General features: G+C 67.4%; 16 protein-coding genes. 11 read left to right on the top strand and 5 right to left on the bottom strand.

The genetic code is table 11. The annotated features are described in order from the left end of the window. The first annotated feature begins 9 nt into the window (after positions 1-9). The gene (locus tag BSP109_RS04285) at positions 10-1,650 is read left to right on the top strand and encodes a long-chain-fatty-acid--CoA ligase (RefSeq protein WP_180959609.1); all 1,641 of its coding nucleotides are present in this window, start codon (positions 10-12) and stop codon (positions 1,648-1,650) included. Then, positions 1,650-2,240: an AraC family transcriptional regulator gene (locus BSP109_RS04280; protein WP_257944551.1), complete on the top strand. Its 591-nt coding sequence runs from the start codon at positions 1,650-1,652 to the stop codon at positions 2,238-2,240. The genes BSP109_RS04285 and BSP109_RS04280 overlap by 1 nt, the downstream gene beginning before the upstream one ends. 67 nt (positions 2,241-2,307) lie before the next feature. Here BSP109_RS04280 and BSP109_RS04275 read toward each other — a convergent pair whose 3' ends face one another. Beyond that, positions 2,308-3,291 (bottom strand): hypothetical protein, encoded by a 984-nt coding sequence (locus BSP109_RS04275; RefSeq protein ID WP_101599568.1) that lies wholly within the window; start codon positions 3,289-3,291, stop codon positions 2,308-2,310. A gap of 76 nt (positions 3,292-3,367) precedes the next feature. Here BSP109_RS04275 and BSP109_RS04270 point away from each other — a divergent pair, with 76 nt between their 5' ends. Continuing rightward, positions 3,368-4,333 (top strand): 3-hydroxyacyl-CoA dehydrogenase NAD-binding domain-containing protein, encoded by a 966-nt coding sequence (locus tag BSP109_RS04270; RefSeq protein ID WP_101599487.1) that lies wholly within the window; start codon positions 3,368-3,370, stop codon positions 4,331-4,333. Positions 4,334-4,474: 141 nt separating this feature from the next. Here BSP109_RS04270 and BSP109_RS04265 read toward each other — a convergent pair whose 3' ends face one another. Beyond that, a complete protein-coding gene (locus BSP109_RS04265; protein WP_101599486.1) occupies positions 4,475-4,828 on the bottom strand; it encodes a nuclear transport factor 2 family protein in 354 nt (117 codons plus the stop codon). Positions 4,829-5,101: 273 nt separating this feature from the next. Between BSP109_RS04265 and BSP109_RS04260 the strand changes: the two genes are divergently transcribed. Further along, positions 5,102-6,481 carry an NAD-dependent succinate-semialdehyde dehydrogenase gene (locus BSP109_RS04260; protein ID WP_101599485.1) on the top strand — a complete coding sequence of 460 codons (1,380 nt, stop codon included), beginning with the start codon at positions 5,102-5,104 and terminating at the stop codon, positions 6,479-6,481. A 135-nt stretch (positions 6,482-6,616) separates the two neighbouring features. On the opposite strand, the gene BSP109_RS04255 is transcribed toward BSP109_RS04260, so the two are convergent. Next, the gene (locus tag BSP109_RS04255; protein WP_101599484.1) at positions 6,617-9,022 is read right to left on the bottom strand and encodes an HNH endonuclease signature motif containing protein; all 2,406 of its coding nucleotides are present in this window, start codon (positions 9,020-9,022) and stop codon (positions 6,617-6,619) included. 191 nt (positions 9,023-9,213) lie between these two features. Here BSP109_RS04255 and BSP109_RS04250 point away from each other — a divergent pair, with 191 nt between their 5' ends. Continuing rightward, positions 9,214-11,040 carry a hypothetical protein gene (locus tag BSP109_RS04250; protein WP_101599483.1) on the top strand — a complete coding sequence of 609 codons (1,827 nt, stop codon included), beginning with the start codon at positions 9,214-9,216 and terminating at the stop codon, positions 11,038-11,040. A gap of 323 nt (positions 11,041-11,363) precedes the next feature. On the opposite strand, the gene BSP109_RS17880 is transcribed toward BSP109_RS04250, so the two are convergent. After that, positions 11,364-12,254: a DUF805 domain-containing protein gene (locus BSP109_RS17880; protein ID WP_308297904.1), complete on the bottom strand. Its 891-nt coding sequence runs from the start codon at positions 12,252-12,254 to the stop codon at positions 11,364-11,366. A gap of 314 nt (positions 12,255-12,568) precedes the next feature. On the opposite strand from BSP109_RS17880, the gene BSP109_RS04240 reads away from it, so the two are divergent. Then, the gene (locus BSP109_RS04240; protein ID WP_101599482.1) at positions 12,569-13,054 is read left to right on the top strand and encodes an NUDIX domain-containing protein; all 486 of its coding nucleotides are present in this window, start codon (positions 12,569-12,571) and stop codon (positions 13,052-13,054) included. Between the two features lie 19 nt (positions 13,055-13,073). On the opposite strand, the gene BSP109_RS16880 is transcribed toward BSP109_RS04240, so the two are convergent. Then, positions 13,074-13,352 (bottom strand): hypothetical protein, encoded by a 279-nt coding sequence (locus BSP109_RS16880; protein ID WP_146001080.1) that lies wholly within the window; start codon positions 13,350-13,352, stop codon positions 13,074-13,076. 437 nt (positions 13,353-13,789) lie between these two features. On the opposite strand from BSP109_RS16880, the gene BSP109_RS04235 reads away from it, so the two are divergent. The 5 genes from BSP109_RS04235 (at position 13,790) to BSP109_RS04215 (ending at position 19,879) form a co-directional block, all read left to right on the top strand. Then, positions 13,790-15,067 carry an amidohydrolase gene (locus BSP109_RS04235; protein WP_101599481.1) on the top strand — a complete coding sequence of 426 codons (1,278 nt, stop codon included), beginning with the start codon at positions 13,790-13,792 and terminating at the stop codon, positions 15,065-15,067. Next, a complete protein-coding gene (locus BSP109_RS04230) occupies positions 15,064-16,608 on the top strand; it encodes an amidase (protein WP_101599480.1) in 1,545 nt (514 codons plus the stop codon). The genes BSP109_RS04235 and BSP109_RS04230 overlap by 4 nt, the downstream gene beginning before the upstream one ends. A gap of 10 nt (positions 16,609-16,618) precedes the next feature. Further along, positions 16,619-17,158: a hypothetical protein gene (locus BSP109_RS04225; protein WP_146001079.1), complete on the top strand. Its 540-nt coding sequence runs from the start codon at positions 16,619-16,621 to the stop codon at positions 17,156-17,158. A gap of 566 nt (positions 17,159-17,724) precedes the next feature. After that, positions 17,725-18,705: a TetR family transcriptional regulator C-terminal domain-containing protein gene (locus BSP109_RS04220; RefSeq protein WP_087005503.1), complete on the top strand. Its 981-nt coding sequence runs from the start codon at positions 17,725-17,727 to the stop codon at positions 18,703-18,705. A 217-nt stretch (positions 18,706-18,922) separates the two neighbouring features. Further along, positions 18,923-19,879 carry a 3-keto-5-aminohexanoate cleavage protein gene (locus BSP109_RS04215; protein WP_101599566.1) on the top strand — a complete coding sequence of 319 codons (957 nt, stop codon included), beginning with the start codon at positions 18,923-18,925 and terminating at the stop codon, positions 19,877-19,879.

Below are 19,879 nucleotides of genomic sequence, written 5' to 3'. Positions count from 1 at the left end.
GAGGTGCCGATGCTCCGCGGAATCCCGTCCACGATGGGCGATGCCCATCAGCTCAATGTCCTGTCACTCCTGCGCCACGCTGCGGTGAACTTCCCGAACACGGAGGTCGTGTACCGCCGGTCGGGCGGCGACTGGGGGCGCAGCACGTACGCGGAGGAGCTGCGTCGCGTATCGCGGATGGGGCACGCGCTCACGAAGCTGGGTATCGGCCCCGGGAACACGGTGGGGGTGCTCGACTGGAACTCGCGGCGGCACTTCGAGCTGTACTTCGCGGTCCCGGCGCTGGGCGCGACGATGGTGCAGCTCAACCTGCGCCTGGGCGAGGCGGACCTGGGATACGTCGTCAACCACTCGCAGGCCCAGTACGTGGTCGTCGACGAATCGCTGCTGCCGATCGCAGAGAAGCTGGCCGCCGGTTCGTACGTGAAGCAGTGGATCGTCGCCTCGGACACACCGTCGTCGCAGATCGAGACGTCGCTTGAGAACGTCGTGTTCCTCGAGGACCTCATGAGCGAGGAGCCGGAGGAGTACGACTTCGAACAGGTCGAGGAGTCGACGGCCGCGTACGCCGGCTACACGACGGGCACCACGGGCAAGCCGAAGGGCGTGTACTACTCGAACCGCGCCTCCTACCTGCACACGATGGCGATCACGGCTGGGCTGAAGGCCGGCTACACCGACGTCATCATGCCGATCACTCCGATGTTCCACGTGCTGTCGTGGGGCTTCCCGCAGATGGCGGCGGGCGCCGGAGCGAAGGTCGTGCTGCCGGGCCGGTTCTCCGCCGAGGAGATGGGCGCGATCGCGAAGGCGTTCGTCGACGAGGAGGTGACGGTCGCGAACGGTGCGCCGGCGATCTTCGCGGGGCTGCTCGAGTACATCCGCGCCCAGGAGGAGACGCCCGATCTGTCCCGCGCCCGCCTTGTGAGCGGGTCGACGGAACCGCCGGTGTCGCTGATGAAGGGCTTCCGCGACCTCACGGGGGCGGAGGTCATCCACGCCTACGGCGCGTCGGAGACGACCCCGGTCGTCACCGTGAACTGGCACATCAAGCCGGAGCTGGGCGAGCTGGACGAGGACGCGTACTGGGACCTCAAGCGGTCGCAGGGTCTGCCGGTCGCCGGTGTCGAGGTCAAAGTCGTCGACCCGACAGGCGAAGAGCTGCCGCGCGATGGGCAGTCGATGGGCGAGCTCCTGATCCGCGGACCGTGGATCGCGACGGCGTACCACAAGCTGGATGACAACGCGGATCGGTTCGACGACGGCTGGTGGAGGTCCGGCGATGTCGCCGTCATCAGCGAGGAGGGCTACGTGAAGCTCACGGACCGCCTCAAGGACGTCATCAAGTCCGGCGGCGAGTGGATCTCCTCCATCGACATGGAGAACTCGATCATGGACGATGCGCGGGTGCTCGAGGCCGCCGTCATCGCCGTGCCTGACGAGAAGTGGGACGAGCGCCCCGTCGCCTACGTCGTCCTGCGCGACGGAGAGACGGTGTCGGCCGACGAGGTCCGCGAGGGCCTGCTGGTGAAGTTCGCCAAGTGGCAGCTGCCCGACACCGTCGAGTTCGTCACCGAACTGCCCCGCACGTCGGTCGGCAAGCTCGACAAGAAGGTGCTCCGCACGCAGCACCTGGGTGAGGACACCTGATGGCGGGCGGTGTTGGGGCAGAAGGTAGTGGGGCGGACGGGGCCGGGCCTGACGACGGAGCGGGCTCCGACGTCCCGGTCCCGTCCCGGCCGGCCCTCACCGAGGCCCCCGAACTGGTGACTGCATCCGTGCGAGTCGAGGGATTCCCTGGGGCGCACCTGCCGATCCTGTTCGACGGTGTGTTCTCCCGCCTGTTCCCCGCACTGGGACAGGCGGGCGTGGAGCCGGTGGGTGCCGCGTATTCGCTGTACTCGAGGGTGCCGGCGGACACCGTCGACCTCGAGGTGGGCATTCCCGTGGACCGAGTGCTCGACGGGGAGGTGGACCTCGGCCGGATCGAGACCCCGGACGGCGGAGCGTTCGCGCTCGTCGCGCGGGCCTCGGCGAAGCCGGGCGGCCGGATCGCGACGGCCGCACACCTGGGCGGGTACGACCGCCTGGGCGAGGCGTGGCAGACGTTCATCGGCGCGCTCGAGGCCCAGGGCGAGCGGGTCGCCATGCCGTTCTGGGAGGTCTACACGACCGAGCCGACGCCGGACATGGACCCCGCGACGCTGCGCACGGACCTGTTCACTGTGCTGGAGGGCTGATACGGGAGGGCTGGAGGGCTGCGGCTGGGGGGGGGCTGCGGCTGGAGGGCTGCGGACCTCCCGCCCCTCAGGGGTGGGTGAGCAGGTAGGCGCCGCTGCGGCGGAAGCCGGTGACCTCCCACCCGTCGTCGAACAGCTCGAGGAACGCCCGGCGCACGGCTTCCCGCCACTGGGAGGCGAGCTCCGAGTCTGTGCCGCGCAGCGTCTCCATGTCGCTGGGCATCTCGATGGAGACCAGTGTCGCCTCGCGCGGCACGTCGAACTCGAGCGGGCGGCCGTCGGCATCGATCCGCACGGCCGCGACGGCGTCATCCGGCGACGTCCCGTGCGAATGCGGAGCTGCTTCGCTGGGCGCGGTCCCGTCGGGTGTGCGTGCTTCCGAGGATGAGTCTGAATCTGAGGGTGAGTCTGCGTCCCAGGGTGAGCCCGCCTCTGAGGGTGAGCCCGTTTCTGAGGCAGGGCGAGGCGCAGTGAGATCCCATTCGACGAACACGCGGTCGGAGGCGTGGCCGGCGTTGACGCCGTCGCGCATCTGACCGTAGAAGTCCGGGTGGTACTCGGAGGGAAGGGCGCCCAGGCGTGCGATGTTGAAGTAGGCGTTGCGCGCGATGAGTGGGTCGAACGTCCACGACATGCGCGTGATGCCGTGCTCCAGGCACCACAGACGCTGATGGAGCTTCATCGCGGCGCCGATGCCGCGGCCCACCGCTTCGTGCCGCACACCCGCGACGTGCGAGTGCATCGACGTCCCGACGGGGGCGGCGAAGAATCCCACGGTCACGCCGAGCATGAGCCCGCTGCTCCGGTCATACGCTGCGGCCGTGTAGTTCTTGGCGTGCGCAAGGGCGATGAAGAGGCTGGGCTCCAGCACCGTCGTGCCGGAACCTGTCACGCTCCAGACCTCGTCGAGCAGCAGGGACGCCTCTGCTGCGGCTTCAGCGGACTCGATGATCCGCACATCGATGCCCGCGCTGTCGAGAGCTTCCCGGAGCTCCTCCTCCGCGGCGGCGAGGTGCTCCTGGCTGACCGGTTGCGTGACGTGCGTCTCCATGTCCATATTGTGCCACTGACAGTGGGCCACTGACTCAGGACACGAGGCGGTTCGCCGCCGGACGTAGTGTGGAGGGATGGAAACCAGCGTCCCGAACCCAGCATCGTCCCAGCCTCGGGTCCCGTCTCGGGTCGTGTCTCGGGTTCCGTCTCGGGTCGCTGTCATCGGGGCAGGGACGATCGGGCTGTCCTGGGTGAGGCTCTTCGCCTCCCATGGTTCGCACGTCACCGTCTTCGACCCCCGGCCCGATCTGGCCGAGGTTGTGAACGCGACCGTCGCCTCCGCCGGAGTCAGCCCGGATGCTGTCGACCTCGCGGCCTCGGCGGCCGAGGCTGCGGACGGCTCCGAGCTGGTCCAGGAGAGCGGTCCGGAGCGCCCGGACGCGAAGGCTGCGCTCTTCGTCGAACTCGCCGAGGCCGCTGCATCGGACGCCCTGCTCGTCTCGTCCTCGTCCGCGATCCTGCCGACCCGGATCGCCGCTGATCTGTCGGACGATGCCGCCGCGCGGATGCTCATCGGGCATCCGTTCAACCCGCCGCACATCATGCCGCTGGTCGAGATCGTGCCCGGTGAGAGGACCGCGCAGGGGTCGGTGGCCAGGGCGCTCGAGATCTACAGGGCGTACGGTCGCGAGCCGGTCGCATTGGCCCGGGAGGCGCGCGGGTTCGTCGGCAACCGCCTGCAGAACGCGATTCTGCGGGAGGCGGTCCACCTGGTGCAGACCGGTGTCGTCGACGCCGAGGGCCTGGACGCTGTCGTGAAGGGCTCACTGGGGCTGCGCTGGGCAGCGGTGGGCCCGCTCGAAGGCATGCACCTGGGCGGGGGAGAGCACGGTCTGCGCGGCTTCATGGAGCACATCGGGCCGTCGTTCGCGGCGATCGATCTGCACGAGCCGGACCTAGCGGACGACGGGATGGCGGAGGTCTTCGAACAGGCCGAGGACGCCTACGGACTGCCGCCGCGGCCGGAGATCGCCCGCGAGCGCGACCGCATCCAGGAGGAGATCCTCCAGCTTCGGAAGCGGGCAGGCGAGTTCGAGTGAGACGCGTTCGACCGTGGCGAGTTCGAGTGAGGTGACGGACCCGCACTGGGACCGGGGCCTCGCCCGCACCGGGACCCGGGCCTCGCCCGCACCGGGACCGGGGCCTCGGCGGTGGTGGGGTTGCCCTGAGACCCGGCCGTCTCAGACCGCGGCGCGAAAGAAGTACGTGGTGCGCTTCGCGATGCGATCCTTGTCGTCGAACTCCATGAAGTCCGCGAAGCCTTCGTGCGCCTCTGCGCCGTCCTTGAGGACGCCGTCGAACGTGCCGCGGATCGCGGCGCGCCGGCCATCGGCGATGATCTCCGTGACGGTGTGGGCGCCGGACACGATGACGCGTTCGCCGCGGTAGAACTCGCCGATCTGCGGACCGGTGAGCGTGTCGTAGCCGGGGCGATCGTAGGTGGCTTCCGGCGCGAAGAGGGCCACTGTCGTGTCCGCGTCGCCGGCGTCGACGACGGTGTAGTAGTGGCGTGCCAGATCCTCGGTGCGTGACATGGGTCCTCCGTTGCCGATCGCGTGTCAGTCGTTCTCGTGCGGGTGTTCTCTTCGAGCGGTCGTTCTCGTGCGGTTCCGTGGCCGTTCTCGTACGGATCCGCGGGGTCGGGTTCGGCAGCCGTTGCGTGACAGAGTCTTCTCACGTCGATAGACGCGGGCGTCCATATCCGCTGTCTGCCTTTTGCTCCGGGGGGTGTGACCCGCCTAACGTGGGGACCACACTAGTCGGCTCGTTCGCCGATTGTGTTCGTACCCCACGAGGAGGAGCAGTCAATGTCGAACTATCAGGTCCTCAACCCGGCAACCGGCGAAGTCGTGGAAACATATCCCACTGCCACCGACGAGCAGATCGTCGACGCGCAGGAACGCAGCGCGGCGGCGTTCACCAGCTGGTCGGAGACCACGGTGGCAGAGCGCTCTGCGATCCTCACGAAGGTCGCGGACATCTACGGCGAGCGCTCCGATGAACTCGCAGAGATCATCAACATGGAGATGGGCAAGGCCATCCCGGAGGCGAAGGGTGAGATCAAGCTCTGCCAGCTGATCTACCGCTACTTCGCTGACCACGCGGAGAAGTTCATGGCCGACGAGCAGCTGCGCGGCACCAGCGAGGACGAAGAGGCGTTCGTGCGTCGCAAGGCCGTGGGCTCGCTTCTGGGCATCATGCCGTGGAACTTCCCGTACTACCAGGTGGCGCGCTTCGCGGCGCCGAACCTGGCGCTGGGCAACACGATCATGCTCAAGCACGCGCCGCAGGATCCGAAGTCGGCGGCCGTCATGGAGGAGATCTTCCACCAGGCGGGTGTGCCGAAGGATGCGTACATCAACATCTACGCGACGAACGAGCAGGTCGCGGACATCATCCTGCCGTCGCCCAAGAACCAGGGTGTGTCCGTGACCGGTTCTGAGCGGGCCGGTTCCGCGGTCGCTGCCGCGGCGGGCAAGAACCTCAAGAAGGTCGTCCTGGAGATGGGCGGTTCCGATCCGTATCTCCTGCTGGACTCATCGGATGTGAAGAAGTCCGCGAAGACGTTCTTCCAGGCCCGCATGGGCAACACCGGCCAGGCGTGCAACTCGCCCAAGCGGATGATCGTCATGGACGACATCTACGACGAGTTCCGCGACGAGCTCACCAGTCTCGCGAAGTCTGCGACGCCGGCTGATCCGTCGACGGGTGACACGGGCCTGTCGCCGCTGTCCTCGCCTGCAGCGCGTGAGCGATTCATGGAGCAGGTCGACGCGGTGAAGGCCGGCGGTGCCACGGTGCTGTCCGGCGGTGACCACTACGACACTGCTGGTTCGTATGTGCAGCCGGTCGTGTTCGAAGACGTGAAGCCCGGAATGCGCGGGTACCACGAGGAGCTGTTCGGTCCGGCGTTCATGCTGTTCAAGGTCGGCTCTGATGAAGAGGCCGTGACGCTTGCGAATGACACGCCGTTCGGTCTGGGTTCCGCGGTGTTCTCCGACGACCTGGAGCGGGCGGAGCGCGTCGGTTCGAAGATCGAGGCGGGGATGGTGTTCCTCAACACGCCGGAGGGCACGCGTGAGCACCTGCCGTTCGGCGGCGTGAAGCGTTCGGGTGTCGGCCGTGAGCTGGGACCGCTGGCAATGGACGAGTTCGTCAACAAGCAGCTGGTCTTCAAGAAGCGCTGAGCATGATGTTCGCCGTGTGACCGCGTTCACCGTGTGACTGCGTCCGACCGCTGGTCGGCATAGTTCGCGCTGGCGAGGGCCCCGGTTCCTGTGGGAACCGGGGCCCTGTCCTGTGTGCTGGGACTGGCCTCCGTGCTAGAACGGTGGCTCACCGTCGTCGAAGCCGTCCGTGGGCCGTGGTTCTCGGGGCGGCTTCAGGATGAGGCTCTGATCCACGCGGCTGCAGTCGATGACGATCTGCTTTCGAGCGAATGCATCATGGATCGCGGTCGCCATCGACTTGTCGGCCGCTGACAGACCGTGGTCCTTCGACACGCCGTCGCCCAGCGGCTCGGCCCCGAAGAAGACAGGGGAATGAAGACTGCTGGTCACTCCGTTCCCGAGGTCGAACTCCTCCGTCCTCATGGGGATGATGGTCCGGAACCGCGCTCGTCGTGTCGACTGCGTCTGATCAGACGGGTGCCTCGCTGCTGCGGATAGTCGCTTGGCTTCTGCCAGTTGCGATTCCGCACGGGAATGCTGGAGTGATGCGAGCCGTTCGTCGCGAGCCAGGGTCCGTTCCCTCCTGCACGCCGCGGCTTCGCGGTCGCGCACCCGGTCTTCCCTGTTCTGCAGGTCTGCGGTCGTCGCTTCTGACCACTGCCTCACCCTCTTCTGTTCCTCGATGAGGGGGACTCGTTCCTTCGCCCTGGCGGCCTGTCGTTCCTCCCGGGCACGTTCTGCCGCGAGGAACTCCCTCCCCGCCTGGTCGAATGCGGCGTCTGCGGTGCGGCGGTGCGTGAGTGGATCTCGGACGAGTCGTTCTTCCACCGCACTCCGAGACTTCCGCCGTTCGGCGGTGTCCGCCGGCGCACACGCAGCCGTGAGAATGCCGCCGTCGTCGACGGAGGGCGCGACCGTGGTGGCCGTCGTGCCCAGGGGAAGCAGCCACTCGACCTGGTCGTGACCGGTGCGACGCATGCGGATCCGTCCTTCCGTCTTCGCCTGGTGGTGCGACTTGCAGAGCGGATGCAGATTGGCAGGCTCCGTCCGGCCACCGAGTTCGGGGTGCTCGTGGTTGAACGGGACGCCGTGGTCGATCTCGCATTCCTGCGCAGGTCTGCTGCACCCGGGCAGTGTGCAGGTCTGCCATTTCCCGAGCACCGACAGCCGGGTGGCTTTGTCGGGCTTGTACTTGAGGGCGACTTCGTCGAGCACCTGTCCGGTCGCCGGATCGGTGAGCATGCGGTACCAGGTCTTCGAGGATGCGGCGATGGCGCGGGCCATGTCCGCCGGGAGCGGCTCGCCGGCGATGGTCCCCGGCCTGTCGTCGAGTCCCAGGAGCGTGGTCATCGGTACTGTCACGACGACCGTGGCCTGCTTGCGAAGGACCGTGGCGTCGTCAGGGCACACGACGTCGACGTGGTAGCGCTCGGTCGTCTCTCCCTCAGCGGTCACCCGCTCTACGACGGTCTGCGTGCGAGGCCGAGCGCCGATGAGGAGGTCGAACATCAGCTGCCGGAGCGTGCGCTGGTCAGCGACGGACAGATCGCTCAGGTCCGGCAGCTCACCAGTGGCGAGCACCTCACCCGCGTCGAGCTGATCACCGGAGTTCGGCCGCGCACCGGCTCGGGGTAGTCCATCGGGCTCGGACGCATCACCGTTCCCCGCATGCCCGGGGCGGTCGACGAGTGTGACCGCCATGCTCTTCAGCTGGTTTCTGAAGATCGCGCTGGCCGTGCCCTTCGTCGCCGCGTGATGCGCTTCGATGATGGGTGCTGGGCCCTTCATGCAGTGGACCGCGAGGCCATCCGGCAGATGTTCGACCCACACATCGCGATCTGCCCTGGCCCGGGCAGCGAGGACGGGTTCGGTTTCGAACTGCGCGAGGAACGATGCGGCATGACGCAGGAACTGCCCCAGCGAGTACCGGGGATCCAGTCCGGCGAGGAATGCATCGAGGGCCCGCAGGTGGGCGAGCGGCAGGTGCTTGAGCTTGCGAGTGAGAGCCTCCCACCGATTGAACCGGATCTGCCCGATGAGCATCGACCGCAGGAGCAGCGGCATCCCGATGTATGCGGTGAGGGCGAGCCCGAGGCGACGGCGTGAGTCACCCGTTCGCGCGTTCAGCCGCACGTTGAGGACGGCTTCGTGCTCACGTTCGAGCAGATACTCCGCGCGGGTGAGGAAGCGCTCGGGGTCCTCCAAGCTCAGGGGAGTGGCGACGACTGCAGATGCAGCGGCGAAGGCGCTCGTGTCCGCGCCGTCGGGTTCCTCGTCGGCGAGCAGATCCTCGAGCCGGTCCTCGGAACGACGACGGGTCAGAGCCAACGACAGAGAGGTGGTGGCGAGGTGGACGATTTCGTGTGCTCGGAGCCGGTCGATCATCGCCGCATGAGAGGAGAGATCCTCCGCGAGTTGGGACGGCGTGGATTCGGACGACGTCTGGGTGACCGAGGTCTGGTCGACACCGGACGTGCCGATGTGCAGGTTGCTCAGCAGCGTCTCGACATCTCCGAGAACGGGGTGCCCGTGGGCAAGGGCGGCGTGCACGTCCGACATACTGCAGATCCCGCGTTCATGAGCGATGTGGGCATTCGAAGGGAGTCCGTCTGTGGTGGGCACCGTGCTCCCCTTCCTTCAATGACTCGATCACCAACGATCGAATAGTTCTATTCTATAGTCGAACGCATGGCGCCGCAAGGGGTTTCGCTGAAAGAGCTCGCCCGAACGACGCTGGTATCCTTCTGCATGTGGCTGACCCTGAATCACCCTTCGACGATCCGGAAGTCAAAGCCGCCATGCAGAGAGCTGGCGTGGTGCATCGGCCCGGTCTGGCTGACGAGATGCTGGACGAACTGGCTCCGCTGCTGGCCGAAGAAGGTATTGACCTCAACGACCCCGACGCCGATATCGACATTGACCGGCTCAATGTTGCCCTGGACTACGCCACCGAACGGCACAACTTGGAGCTGTTCACCGCCGTGGGTGAACAGCGGTCCCTGGCACTGGCGACACTGCGAGACATCAGCGACGCCGTGGAGCAGGGCAACACAGCTCGGGCCGGGCGGATCCTCGACACCATCGAGCCAGACGCAACCTCCCGTCGACCCAGCGCCGCACAGTTGATCGGCACCAGCATGGAGCTGCTGGATTCGTGGCACTCCCAGGGGCCCACTCAGGCACCGTTGGCGAGACTGAGTGTGCCTCAAGAGCTGGGACGTGGCCGTTCGGCCGCCCCGGATCTGCTGGCTTTGGCGCGTAAAGGCCGCGCCTACGCCTCGATGAACAGCCTGATGCGCAACCACGGCGGCCTAGCACTGGCACACGGCAGCGCACTGCTGGTCGCAGCGTCTGTGGTCGCACTCGCCGAGCACGAGCAGACTGACTTCACGCAGCTGGCGGATCGATACCTGCCCGGAGCAGCACGGTCGAGTCACACGTCCGCAGCGCCGGGCAGTGCGTTCGGTCCGGCGGCCGCCGCTGCGGTCTCGTCGCAGAACTTCGTCACAGAGTTCAGCGCCTGGCTCGAGAACAACCAGGGCGCCACGACGGGAAACACCGAAACCAAGATCACCGTCTTGAAGGCGATCATTGAGCAGGCGACGACCGAGGGCATCGACCCGCATCTACCGGACGAGTTCGTCGCCTTGTGGGACATGGTCGACGAGTTCTATCCCCGTCATCAGGCCGAGCGGGCGTGTGAGGTGTTGCATGACTATGTGCACTTTCGGATGGACACCGACCAGGACCGTGAAGGGTGGGAGGAAGCCCATAACGTGTTCACGGCGTCTGCGGAAGGAGACGACGACGCCTCGGCTGCGGTGCTGGACGCGGTACAGGCAGCAGAAGAGCTAGACGACGAACAACGCCGCCCCCTGGTGACGGAGCTGCGCATAATCTCGGCCACCCGGGAGCTGCTCAACTGGATCGGGACTTCACAGCCGATCACGCAGGCAGGTGCACCCCGTCGTCGCGACATTGCAACGGTCGCGGCCATGATCGGCGTCTCCGCCGAAGGGGTCGCCACACGGCCAGCACACACCGACTGGGATTCACTGGCTGAAGAACTGGGCCGCCCGGTGTCTGAACGGCAGCGAGTGTACGTGCAATCCGCCAAAGAGCTGCCTGAGCTGATGGCGTGGTGGACCGGCCTGGACGAAGCCGGCGTGATCGAGCTGACCTCCACCAGAATTCGTCCCGGACCGCATGCCGATTCGCTCACTTCCGCGGCGGCACTCTCGCTGGACATAGCCGATGAGCTCATCTCTGTCTATGTCGCCGAGATCGTCACCCACCCCCTGTTCACCACTGCGGGCCCGATGATTCGCCCCATCGTGACACAGACCATCGCACGGATTATGGAAGCAATCGTGCCGGACTCTAACATCGTGCAAGCGCCCAGGGACGGCCTGCCGCAGCTGTTCCACCTCAGAGCACAGCACGAACTGCGCCGCCTGGAGACGGCCGGTCTTGTTGAGTTCGTCAACGATGAACCAGTGGTCCCGCTCGCTGTGCGCAGCCCCGTCATGCTCGGCGTGATGATGGCCAGCGCCGTGCTGGAGTCCGAGGACACGTAACCGACCGACGGCATCATGCGGTGCGTTGAGCCCATGTTCGTTGAGCCCCAAGAGATGCCGGTACATCTCAGTGTCACGCAGACTCCCTGAGTATGCCGTCTGCCCACCGTCACGACCAGAGCTGAACCCACACATAACCCGGAAGCGCGGCACTGCAGAGGGGCGCGGGTCTGCAGAGAATCCGACACCCCGGCACCGTCCGACACCCCGACAACGCCTGAGTGTGGGAACGAGAATGCCGCCCGGGTTCGCTGCATGCGAACCCGGGCGGCACCTCGGCGGTTTCGGGGGACTGCCCGGCCTTCTCCGCCTGGCTGTGACGGTCAGTCGCCCTTGGGATCGTCCCATTCCGGCTTCCGAGCCTCGACCTTGGTCGGCAGGATCATGAAGACGAGGACCACGAGCGATCCGACCGACGGGATGAGGTACAGGAGCAGGAAGAGCGCGGAGAAGCCGCCGTCATGGAAGCGGCGCGCGGAGATCGCGAGCGATGGCACGAGGACGGCCAGGCTGAAGAGGAACAGCAGGCCATAGCCGATGATCATGAGGATCCCGCCGATGGCGGCTCCTGCTCCGCCCGCGGAGCCGTAGGGGTCGGACGCCGCGCCGGCGGACATGATGATGACGCCGATGATCGCGATGGCCGTCGGGATCAGCATCGCGATCCCGATCGCGAGCATCGCCCACCAGTACTCGCTGAGGGATGCGTACCCGGAGAACCGCGCGTACTTCTTGAAGAAGCGCTTGGTCGCCTGCATGAAGGTCGCTCCGTAGAGCGGCTGGCTCAGCGCGGGTTCGCCGCCGGGGCCCATCTGCTGCGGCCCGCCCGGGACCGTCGTCGTGATGGAGCCGGCGCCCATCGGTGCTGCGCCGTACGCACCGCCGTACCCGCCTGCGCCCTGAGGAGCGCCGTACGGCGACCCGCCCTGTTGAGGGGCACCGTACGGCGCTCCTCCCTGCGGGGATCCGTACGGCTGTGCGCCGTACTGGGGCGAACCGTACGGCTGCTGGCCACCGGGCTGCGAACCGTACTGAGGGGGCTGCTGCTGGCCACCGGGCTGTGAACCATACTGCGGGGGTTGCTGCTGGCCGTACGGCTGCTGTCCGGAGGCCGGCTGTCCGGCTGGCTGCGACGGTCCGGATCCGTAAGGTCCTGAGCCGTAGGGGCCCTGGCCGCCCTGAGACGGGTCGGACGGGGGGTTGCCGTAGGTCATTGTTCTCTCCCAGTTGTCGGGTGCGCGTTGGTGCTGTGAAGGCTGATGGTCTGCCGGTCGACGATCGGGCGGTGGCCGATCGGCCGGTCACGGTGCGCTACGTTACCGGTGCGGCGACCGTTTCTACGATGTGATGTTCTCCCAGGATAGCGAGCACAGGGTGGCCACCCAATGCGCATCGCGTTGCAGATCCGCATCATCCGCGTAAGATCGGCGCTCTGCCGATGTGGAGGCTCTGCCGGTGTGGCGAGTCTGCCGATATGGGGAGTCCGCCGATGTGGAGGCTCGGCCGATATGGAGAGGATGACCGCTCGATGCCCGACTCGACTGATGTGACACCCGGCGCCGTCAGCCCGGGGGACCGCACAGCAATCCGCACAATCCGCGTGAGCGCGCTCGTGCTGCGCAGGGGCGACGCGATGCTCATGGTGCGGAAGCGGGGCACTGCCGCGTACATGCTGCCTGGTGGCAAGCCCGAGCCGGGGGAGGCCCCGATCGACACGATCATCCGCGAGGTCGACGAGGAGCTGGGGCTTCCCCTCGCCTCTGAGGACCTTGAGGAGCTCGGCACCTTCGAGGCTCCGGCCGCGAACGAGGCGGACCACCTGGTCATCGGCGAAGTGTTCATCCACCGGGGGATGCCTGAGGGATTCGACTTCGACGAGATCCGGCCGAAGGCGGAGATCGATTCCGTCGCCTGGTTCGTCCCCGACGCACTGCCGGAGGACTCTGCAGCCCTCACGATCGCGCCGCTCACTCGTGCGCAGGTGGTCCCCGCGCTCGCGCGCCTCCTCGGCTGACGGCAGGTCAGGAGGCAAGTCAGAAGGCTGAGAAGAAGGCCGCCGCCGAGGCCGCAGTCGCCACCACGCCCGCTGCCAGACCCAGCCACACGAATACGGGGCGGACCCTGCTCCGGCGGGGGCTGGACTGAGCGGGGCTGGACTGAGCGGAGCCGGGCTGACCGGGGCCGGAGCGAGCGGGGGCGGGCTTGGGCATCGGTTCGTCCGGCGGCAGGGCGGGCAGTCCGTAGAGATCCGCCGGCGGGTCCTCTGCGGTGCATGAACGGCCATGGCCGAGTACGTGTCGGTAACGCTGCACGGATCACCTCTCCTCGACCGGCGGGACGGATCTGCCACTGCGCCGGGTGGTCGTCGTTGATCCCCATTCCACTCCGGCGCCGTGTGGGAGGTGTGCTGTAGGTGTGGCAGGTTCGGCACAGAACCTTCCCGAACACAGAACCTTCCCGAACACAGGACCCTTCCTGTCGGATCGCCCCGTTCCGCGTTACCGTGAGGAGGGTCACGAAGCGGCTGCAGTCTCTGCGGCACCGCCGCCGTCGTGCTTCTCCCGATCGTGGTCACCTGGTTCGCCAGACCGGAATCGATGAGAGGCTCAAATCGATGAGAGGCTCAGGGGGAGGGGCCGGGGCGGCGGGTCAGGCGATGACGCAGTGGGCACAGTGGGCATAGCCTGAGTACTGTGCCTCGCCCGCCACTCAGCCATCCATGAACCGTTCGCCCCACGAGAGGAACACCATGGCCCTCCCTTCGGAGATCACCTCGAGTCTCGAGGAGGGGCTCGACGCGCTCGTCGAGCTCTACCGCGAGTTCCACACCGCCCCGGAGCTCTCGATGCAGGAGCACCGGACCGCAGAGGCGATCGCGGTCCGCCTGCAGTCCTACGGCCTCGCGCCCCAGACCGTCGGCGGCACCGGCGTCGTCGCCGTCATCGAGAATGGCGATGGTCCCGTCGTCGCATTCCGTGCGGACACGGACGGACTCCCGATCGAGGAGGCCACCGGCCTGCCGTACGCGTCGACTGCGACCGGCACCCTGCCCGACGGCACCGTGACCCCCGTGATGCACGGGTGCGGGCACGACGCGCACATCTCCGCCGGCCTCGAGATCGCCCGCCTCCTCACCCGCCACCGCGACGCGTGGACGGGGACGGTCGTCATGCTGTTCCAGCCCGGCGAGGAGACCGCCGCCGGCGCCGCAGCCATGGTCGAGGACGACCTGTGGGAGCGCGTCCCCAGGCCCGAGGCCGTCTACGGCCAGCACGTCTGGCCGGGCGTCGCCGGGACCGTCAACCTGTCGATCGGCACCGCGATGGCGATGGCCGATTCCCTGCGCGTGACGGTCCACGGCAGGCAGGCGCACGGCTCGCAGCCGGAGAACGCGATTGACCCGATCGTGCTGGGCGCCTACATGGTGACGCGGCTGCAGTCCGTCGTGTCGCGGGAGGTCGCCGGTTCGGACATGGCGGTGCTCACCGTCGGCACGTTCCACGCAGGGGTGAAGGAGAACATCATCCCGGCGAAGGCGGTCTTCGAGCTCAACATCCGCACGTTCGAGACGGACGTGCGGGAACGCGTTCTGGCCGCTGTCCGCCGCATCATCAGCGGTGAGGCGCAGGCCGCGGGCGCACCGGAACCCGACGTCGAGAGGATGTACGGGTTCCCGCGCTGCTACAACGACGACACAGAGGCGGCGGAGGTCCTCGCCGCACTCACCGCGGAACTGGGAGGAGACAGCGTGACTGAGACGAGACCTGTGTCGGGGAGCGAGGACTTCGGAGTCTTCGCGGATTCGCTGGGAGTGCCCGGCGTCTACTGGTTCTTCGGCGGCTACGCCGCAGGCACCGTCGAGACCGGCGTGCCCGGCGGCAACCACTCGCCGTTCTTCGGCCCCGACGACGTGCCTGCGACACTGCGCACCGGCGTCCGCGCCGGCCTCACCGCGCTCTTCACGCGCGTGGGTCAGAACATCGGTCAGGACGCGCAGGTCGGTCGGAACGCGCAGGTGGCGAAGTGACCGGCGGGGCGGCGCAGGCGCCGCGCTTCGAGCCCGCCGTGAGCGCAGCGGAAGGCGCCGGGGTCGTCACTCCCGGCAGGACCTCGGCGAAGGGGTCCGCCTATGAATCCGAGCTCACCTGGCTGAGTACGCGGCAGCTGGCGGCCCAGATCGCCTCGGGCCGACTGTCCGCCCGTGAGGCGCTGGCCGACCACCTGGCCCGCCTCGATGCGGTGAACCCGACCCTTAACGCGGTCGTCACGCGCGACGACGAGCGCGCCTTTGAGCAGGCGGCTGCCGCGGACTCCGCGTTCTCGCGCGGCGATCGCCTCACCCCGCTCCACGGCGTCCCGATGACGCACAAGGACACGCACGACACCGCAGGCATGCGCACGACCTACGGCTCGCCGACCCTGGCCGACAACGTGCCGATCCGTGACGCGCTGGTGATCGCGCGGCTGCGTGCCGCAGGCGTCGTGACGACGGGCAAGTCGAACGTGCCGGAGTTCGCCGCCGGCTCGCACACGTTCAACCCGCTCTTCGGCACGACGGTGAACCCGTACGACACGACGAAGTCCGCGGCCGGTTCGTCAGGCGGCGCCGCCGCCGCGATCGCCGCGGGCGTCCAGGCATCCGGCGACGGGTCGGACATGGGCGGCTCCCTGCGGCTGCCGGGATCGTTCAACAACATCGTCGGCATGCGCCCGACGAACGGTCGGATCCCGAAGGCGCTGCCCGGCAACCCCTGGTCGTGGCTGTCTCAGTCGGGCTTCATGGCCCGGTCGGTGAGTGACGTCGCGCTGCTGATGTCCATCGCCTCCGGCCCGGCCGACGGTGCGCCGCTGTCCGTGCAGGAACCCGGATCGGTGTTCGACCGGCTCGAGTTCCGCTGGCCCGGCGAGCACCGGGTCGGTCCGGGCCTGCGCGGTCTGCGGATCGGCTTCTCGACTGACCTGGGCGGGATGCTGCGGGTCGACCCCTCCGTCGCCGAGGTCGTGGACCGGACGGCGGACTCGCTCACCATCGGCGGTGGTCACGTCGACGGCATGGTCCCGGACCTCCGGGACGCGGACGAGGTCTTCCGCGTCACCCGCGCCTACGAGTTCGCCGCGCGGTACGGCGAGACGGTGCGCCGTCACGGTGATCAGGTGAAGGAATCCGTCGTCTGGAACACGGAGATGGGCCTGAACCTCACGGTGGACGAGCTCATATCTGCGGATGCGGCACGTGCCCGGCTGCAGGGAGCGGTCGAGACGTACTTCGCACACCACGACCTGCTCGTCCTCACGTCGAGCTCGGTGGCGCCGTTCGACGCGGACCTGGAGTACCCGGAGGCGATCGACGGCAAGCCCATGGAGGACTACCTCGAGTGGATGCGCGCCGCGACGGTCATCTCCGCGACCGGCTGCCCTGCCGTGTCCGTGCCCGCGGGCTTCACGCGCGACGGCCTGCCGGTGGGAGTGCAGCTGGTCGCCGCACCCGGGAAGGACGTGGAGCTGCTGCTGGTCGCCCAGGCGTTCGAGGAGCTCACCGACCACGGCGCGCGGAGGCCTGTGCTGTAGGAGGCGTGGTGTGGGAGATGTGCTGAAGCGGGGGAGGGGCCGGGCTGTCGCGGATGATGGGAGCTCGTTCCGCGAGCAGCCTCGAGCGGCATCTCTGCTGAGGGGTGTTGTGCAGGCGTATGCGGCCAGTCTGCTGCCCTACGGAGTCTCGGTATCCATCCTGCTGATCCTCGCCGCTGTCGTTCCACCCGTCAGCTTCGCCATCTTCCTGCTCTGGTACGCGTTCCTCCTGCTGCTGGGGCTCATCGTCACAGCACCCTTCTTCGCCTGGCCTCTGCGAGAAGTGCCGATCGGGAGCACGTTCTCCACTCTCCGAGCACTGTGGGCTGCGCTGGGCATCTACTTCACGGGCATGATCGTGACCGTCGTCGGGATGTGGGTCGTGACCTTCTTCTACGAGACAGGAGGCGGGATCGTCGAAGCAGCCCGCATTATCGGCGGGCACGGACTCGTCCTGATCCCCGTCGCGGTGATCGTCTGGGGTCTCCTGTCGCTACTGGAGCGGTTTCTGCACTCCAGGCTGCGAACCTCTTCGACAGAGGAACCGTGAAGAACACTCCTCGCCACGTACTTCTGGGTTCACCTGCGTGGGTGGCGATCGCACTGCTCTGTGTGGGGTGCTCATCTCCCGGTGTCCCTCAATCGATTGCGACCTATGCGAGCAGCTCGATTGACGAGGGAGGGGACTCCGCTCTCTTGGAAGGAACCATCGAGACGCAGAACGGCTGCACTCGTGTCAGTGGCGAGAACATAGAAGGATCATTCATCCCCATCTTCGGCAGCAAGGACGAGAGAACCTCTGCTTTATCCGACGGTGACGTGATCAGTCTCAGAGGGGGAGCGCTCGCGGTGCCACCGGAGAACGCGATAATCCCTGACGGGTGCACTGAGACAGACACTCAATATTGGCTGGTCGCGACTGACGCCTGATCCACTGTCTGTGTGCGAGTGGCTTCTGGTCTTTCGTGGAAGTCGTTCAGTGCTCCTCTCCGCCGCCCTTGACCCACACTTGTGGTGAACTCTCAGGCCGCATTATGTCTCCCCACAACTTGCGATTCTTGCTGAAGCTGACTCAAGTGTTTGCGATACTCGCAAGTAGCCTCTACTGTTGACCACATGGGACAGCAGAGTGATGTGCGCGCGCCGGAGATGACCGCGCGCTTCCGTGCCGCTGTCCGTGATTCCGGAATGGCGCAGCGTGAGGTCTCCCGGGCGATCGGTCTGGACGAGACGAAGCTGTCGAAGTCTCTCTCCGGTGCACGTCGCTTCCAGCCGGATGAGCTCTTCTCCTTCGCCACCGTCACCGGTGTGACGGTGAGCTGGCTGCTCACCGGCACGGACTCCGATGGCGAATCCACCGCCGCGCCGTCGCCCGGAGCGCTTCCCGCCAAGATGACGAACTCCCCGACGGATCGAGGACTGCGCCGGCGGCGCATCGTCGTCGAGGCCTGGACCCTGTTCGCGGAGCGGGGGTACGAGCACGTGCGGATGGCCGACATCGCTCAGGCCGCTGAGGTATCGGCCCCCGCAGTGCACTACCACTTCGCGAACAAGTGGGAGATCTTCGCGGAGGCGATGCGGTACAGCGTCAAACTCGCATACGACCGCCAGCTCGCGGAGCTCGGCGAGATCGCCGACCCCGTCGACCGCCTGCGTGAAGTGGTCCGACTCCAGCTGCCGGAGAAGACCGTCACCCGCAGGGAATGGTCGATCTGGCTGCAGATGTGGTCCGCCGCCGGCACCAACAGCGAAACAGCCCGCACGGAGCACGAGTACAGCTACGGCCGCTGGGAGCGGACCATCCGCGACATCGTCGCCGAATGCATCGACACCGGCGCCTTCCGACCCCAGCCGCTCGACATGGCGGTGCTCAAGCTCACCGGACTCATCGACGGACTGGGCGTGCGCGTGCTGTCCGGACTCCTGGATCCCCAGGACATGCTCGCCGCCGTGCTCGGCCACATCGACGACGAACTGCTCGCCGATGGACATCGGACCGACGAAGAGCGGGCCCCCGAACACCGGATGGACGACGACGACCATCAGGGCCCCTACGGCTCGCCTCCCGCGGACCGTTCCAACGCGCACTCCTCGTGACGAGGAGGCGCGGGCCCTGCACCACTGGGCCCGCGCATGTGCCCCCCATCTCTCCCCAGACACATCACGCCACAGACGCCACGACGAGACACGACAGTCGTCGGGCAGACCCATCTGAGGTCGGACCGCCCGTGGCAGAGACCTCTGACTGACACCAGCCACACCGACTGAAAACTCAGCCACTCCGTCCGAAAGGACCACCACCATGAACCGCACCGTGAACCGGAACGTCATCCTCACCTGCGCCCTGACCGGCGCCGGTGACACCGCCGGCAAGAGCGAGCACGTCCCCGTCACCCCGCAGGAGATCGCGGACTCCGGGATCGCCGCCGCTCGCGCCGGCGCCTCGATCATCCACATCCACGTCCGCGACCCGCAGACGAAGCAGGGCTCGCGCGACACCGAGCTCTACGCAGAGGTCGCCCGCCTCATCCGCGCCTCCGACGTCGACCCCGTCATCAACATGACCGCGGGCATGGGCGGCGACCTGGTCATCGACCCGGAGAACCCCACGACTCAGCTCGAGGGCACCGACCTCGTGAACCAGACGGAGCGCCTCAAGCACGTCGAGGCCCTGCGCCCGGAGATCTGCACGCTGGACTGCGGCACGCTCAACTTCGGCGAGGGCTCCAGCACCTACATCTCCACCCCGGACATGATGCGCGCCGGCGCCGCCCGCATCCGCGAGCTGGGGGTGAAGCCGGAGCTGGAGATCTTCGACACCGGCAACCTGTGGTTCGCGAACGTCATGCACCAGGAGGGCCTCCTGGACGACCCGCCGTTCTACCAGCTGTGCCAGGGCATCCCGTACGGCGCGCCCGTGGACGCGGGCCTGCTCCACGCGATGGTGAACATGCTGCCGGAGACCGCGCAGTTCACGTCGTTCGCGATCGGCCGCAACCAGCTCGCCTGGGTCGCGCAGTCGGTCCTGGCCGGCGGCCACGTCCGCGTGGGCCTGGAGGACAACCTCTACCTGTCGAAGGGCGTGAAGGGGACGAACGCGCAGCTCACCGAACGCGCGGTCAGCATCGTCGAGGGCATGGGCTCGTCTGTCGCGTCGCCCGACGAGGCCCGCGAGATGCTCGACCTGCCCGTGGCAGTCGACCAGCGCGCCAGCCGCCACGCCACCCACCCCGCACTCACCGGCGCCTCCGCCGCGACGAAGGAGGCCTGA

The sequence above is a fragment of the Brevibacterium sp. Mu109 genome (assembly GCF_900169375.1).
GTDB classification, from domain to species: domain Bacteria; phylum Actinomycetota; class Actinomycetes; order Actinomycetales; family Brevibacteriaceae; genus Brevibacterium; species Brevibacterium yomogidense_A.
The sequence above is the reverse complement of the archived record's forward strand: the minus strand, read 5'-3'. Positions and strand labels throughout refer to the sequence as shown.

Excerpts from the sequence above, each read along its gene's own strand:
- BSP109_RS04270 (WP_101599487.1), top strand. The coding sequence starts at position 3,368 with ATGGAAACCAGCGTCCCGAACCCAGCATCGTCCCAGCCTCGGGTCCCG.
- BSP109_RS04265 (WP_101599486.1), bottom strand. The coding sequence starts at position 4,828 with ATGTCACGCACCGAGGATCTGGCACGCCACTACTACACCGTCGTCGAC.
- BSP109_RS04220 (WP_087005503.1), top strand. The coding sequence starts at position 17,725 with ATGGGACAGCAGAGTGATGTGCGCGCGCCGGAGATGACCGCGCGCTTC.
- BSP109_RS04275 (WP_101599568.1), bottom strand. The coding sequence starts at position 3,291 with ATGGAGACGCACGTCACGCAACCGGTCAGCCAGGAGCACCTCGCCGCC.
- BSP109_RS04285 (WP_180959609.1), top strand. The coding sequence starts at position 10 with ATGCTCCGCGGAATCCCGTCCACGATGGGCGATGCCCATCAGCTCAAT.
- BSP109_RS04260 (WP_101599485.1), top strand. The coding sequence starts at position 5,102 with ATGTCGAACTATCAGGTCCTCAACCCGGCAACCGGCGAAGTCGTGGAA.
- BSP109_RS17880 (WP_308297904.1), bottom strand. The coding sequence starts at position 12,254 with ATGACCTACGGCAACCCCCCGTCCGACCCGTCTCAGGGCGGCCAGGGC.
- BSP109_RS04280 (WP_257944551.1), top strand. The coding sequence starts at position 1,650 with ATGGCGGGCGGTGTTGGGGCAGAAGGTAGTGGGGCGGACGGGGCCGGG.
- BSP109_RS04240 (WP_101599482.1), top strand. The coding sequence starts at position 12,569 with ATGCCCGACTCGACTGATGTGACACCCGGCGCCGTCAGCCCGGGGGAC.
- BSP109_RS04255 (WP_101599484.1), bottom strand. The coding sequence starts at position 9,022 with ATGTCGGACGTGCACGCCGCCCTTGCCCACGGGCACCCCGTTCTCGGA.
- BSP109_RS04235 (WP_101599481.1), top strand. The coding sequence starts at position 13,790 with ATGGCCCTCCCTTCGGAGATCACCTCGAGTCTCGAGGAGGGGCTCGAC.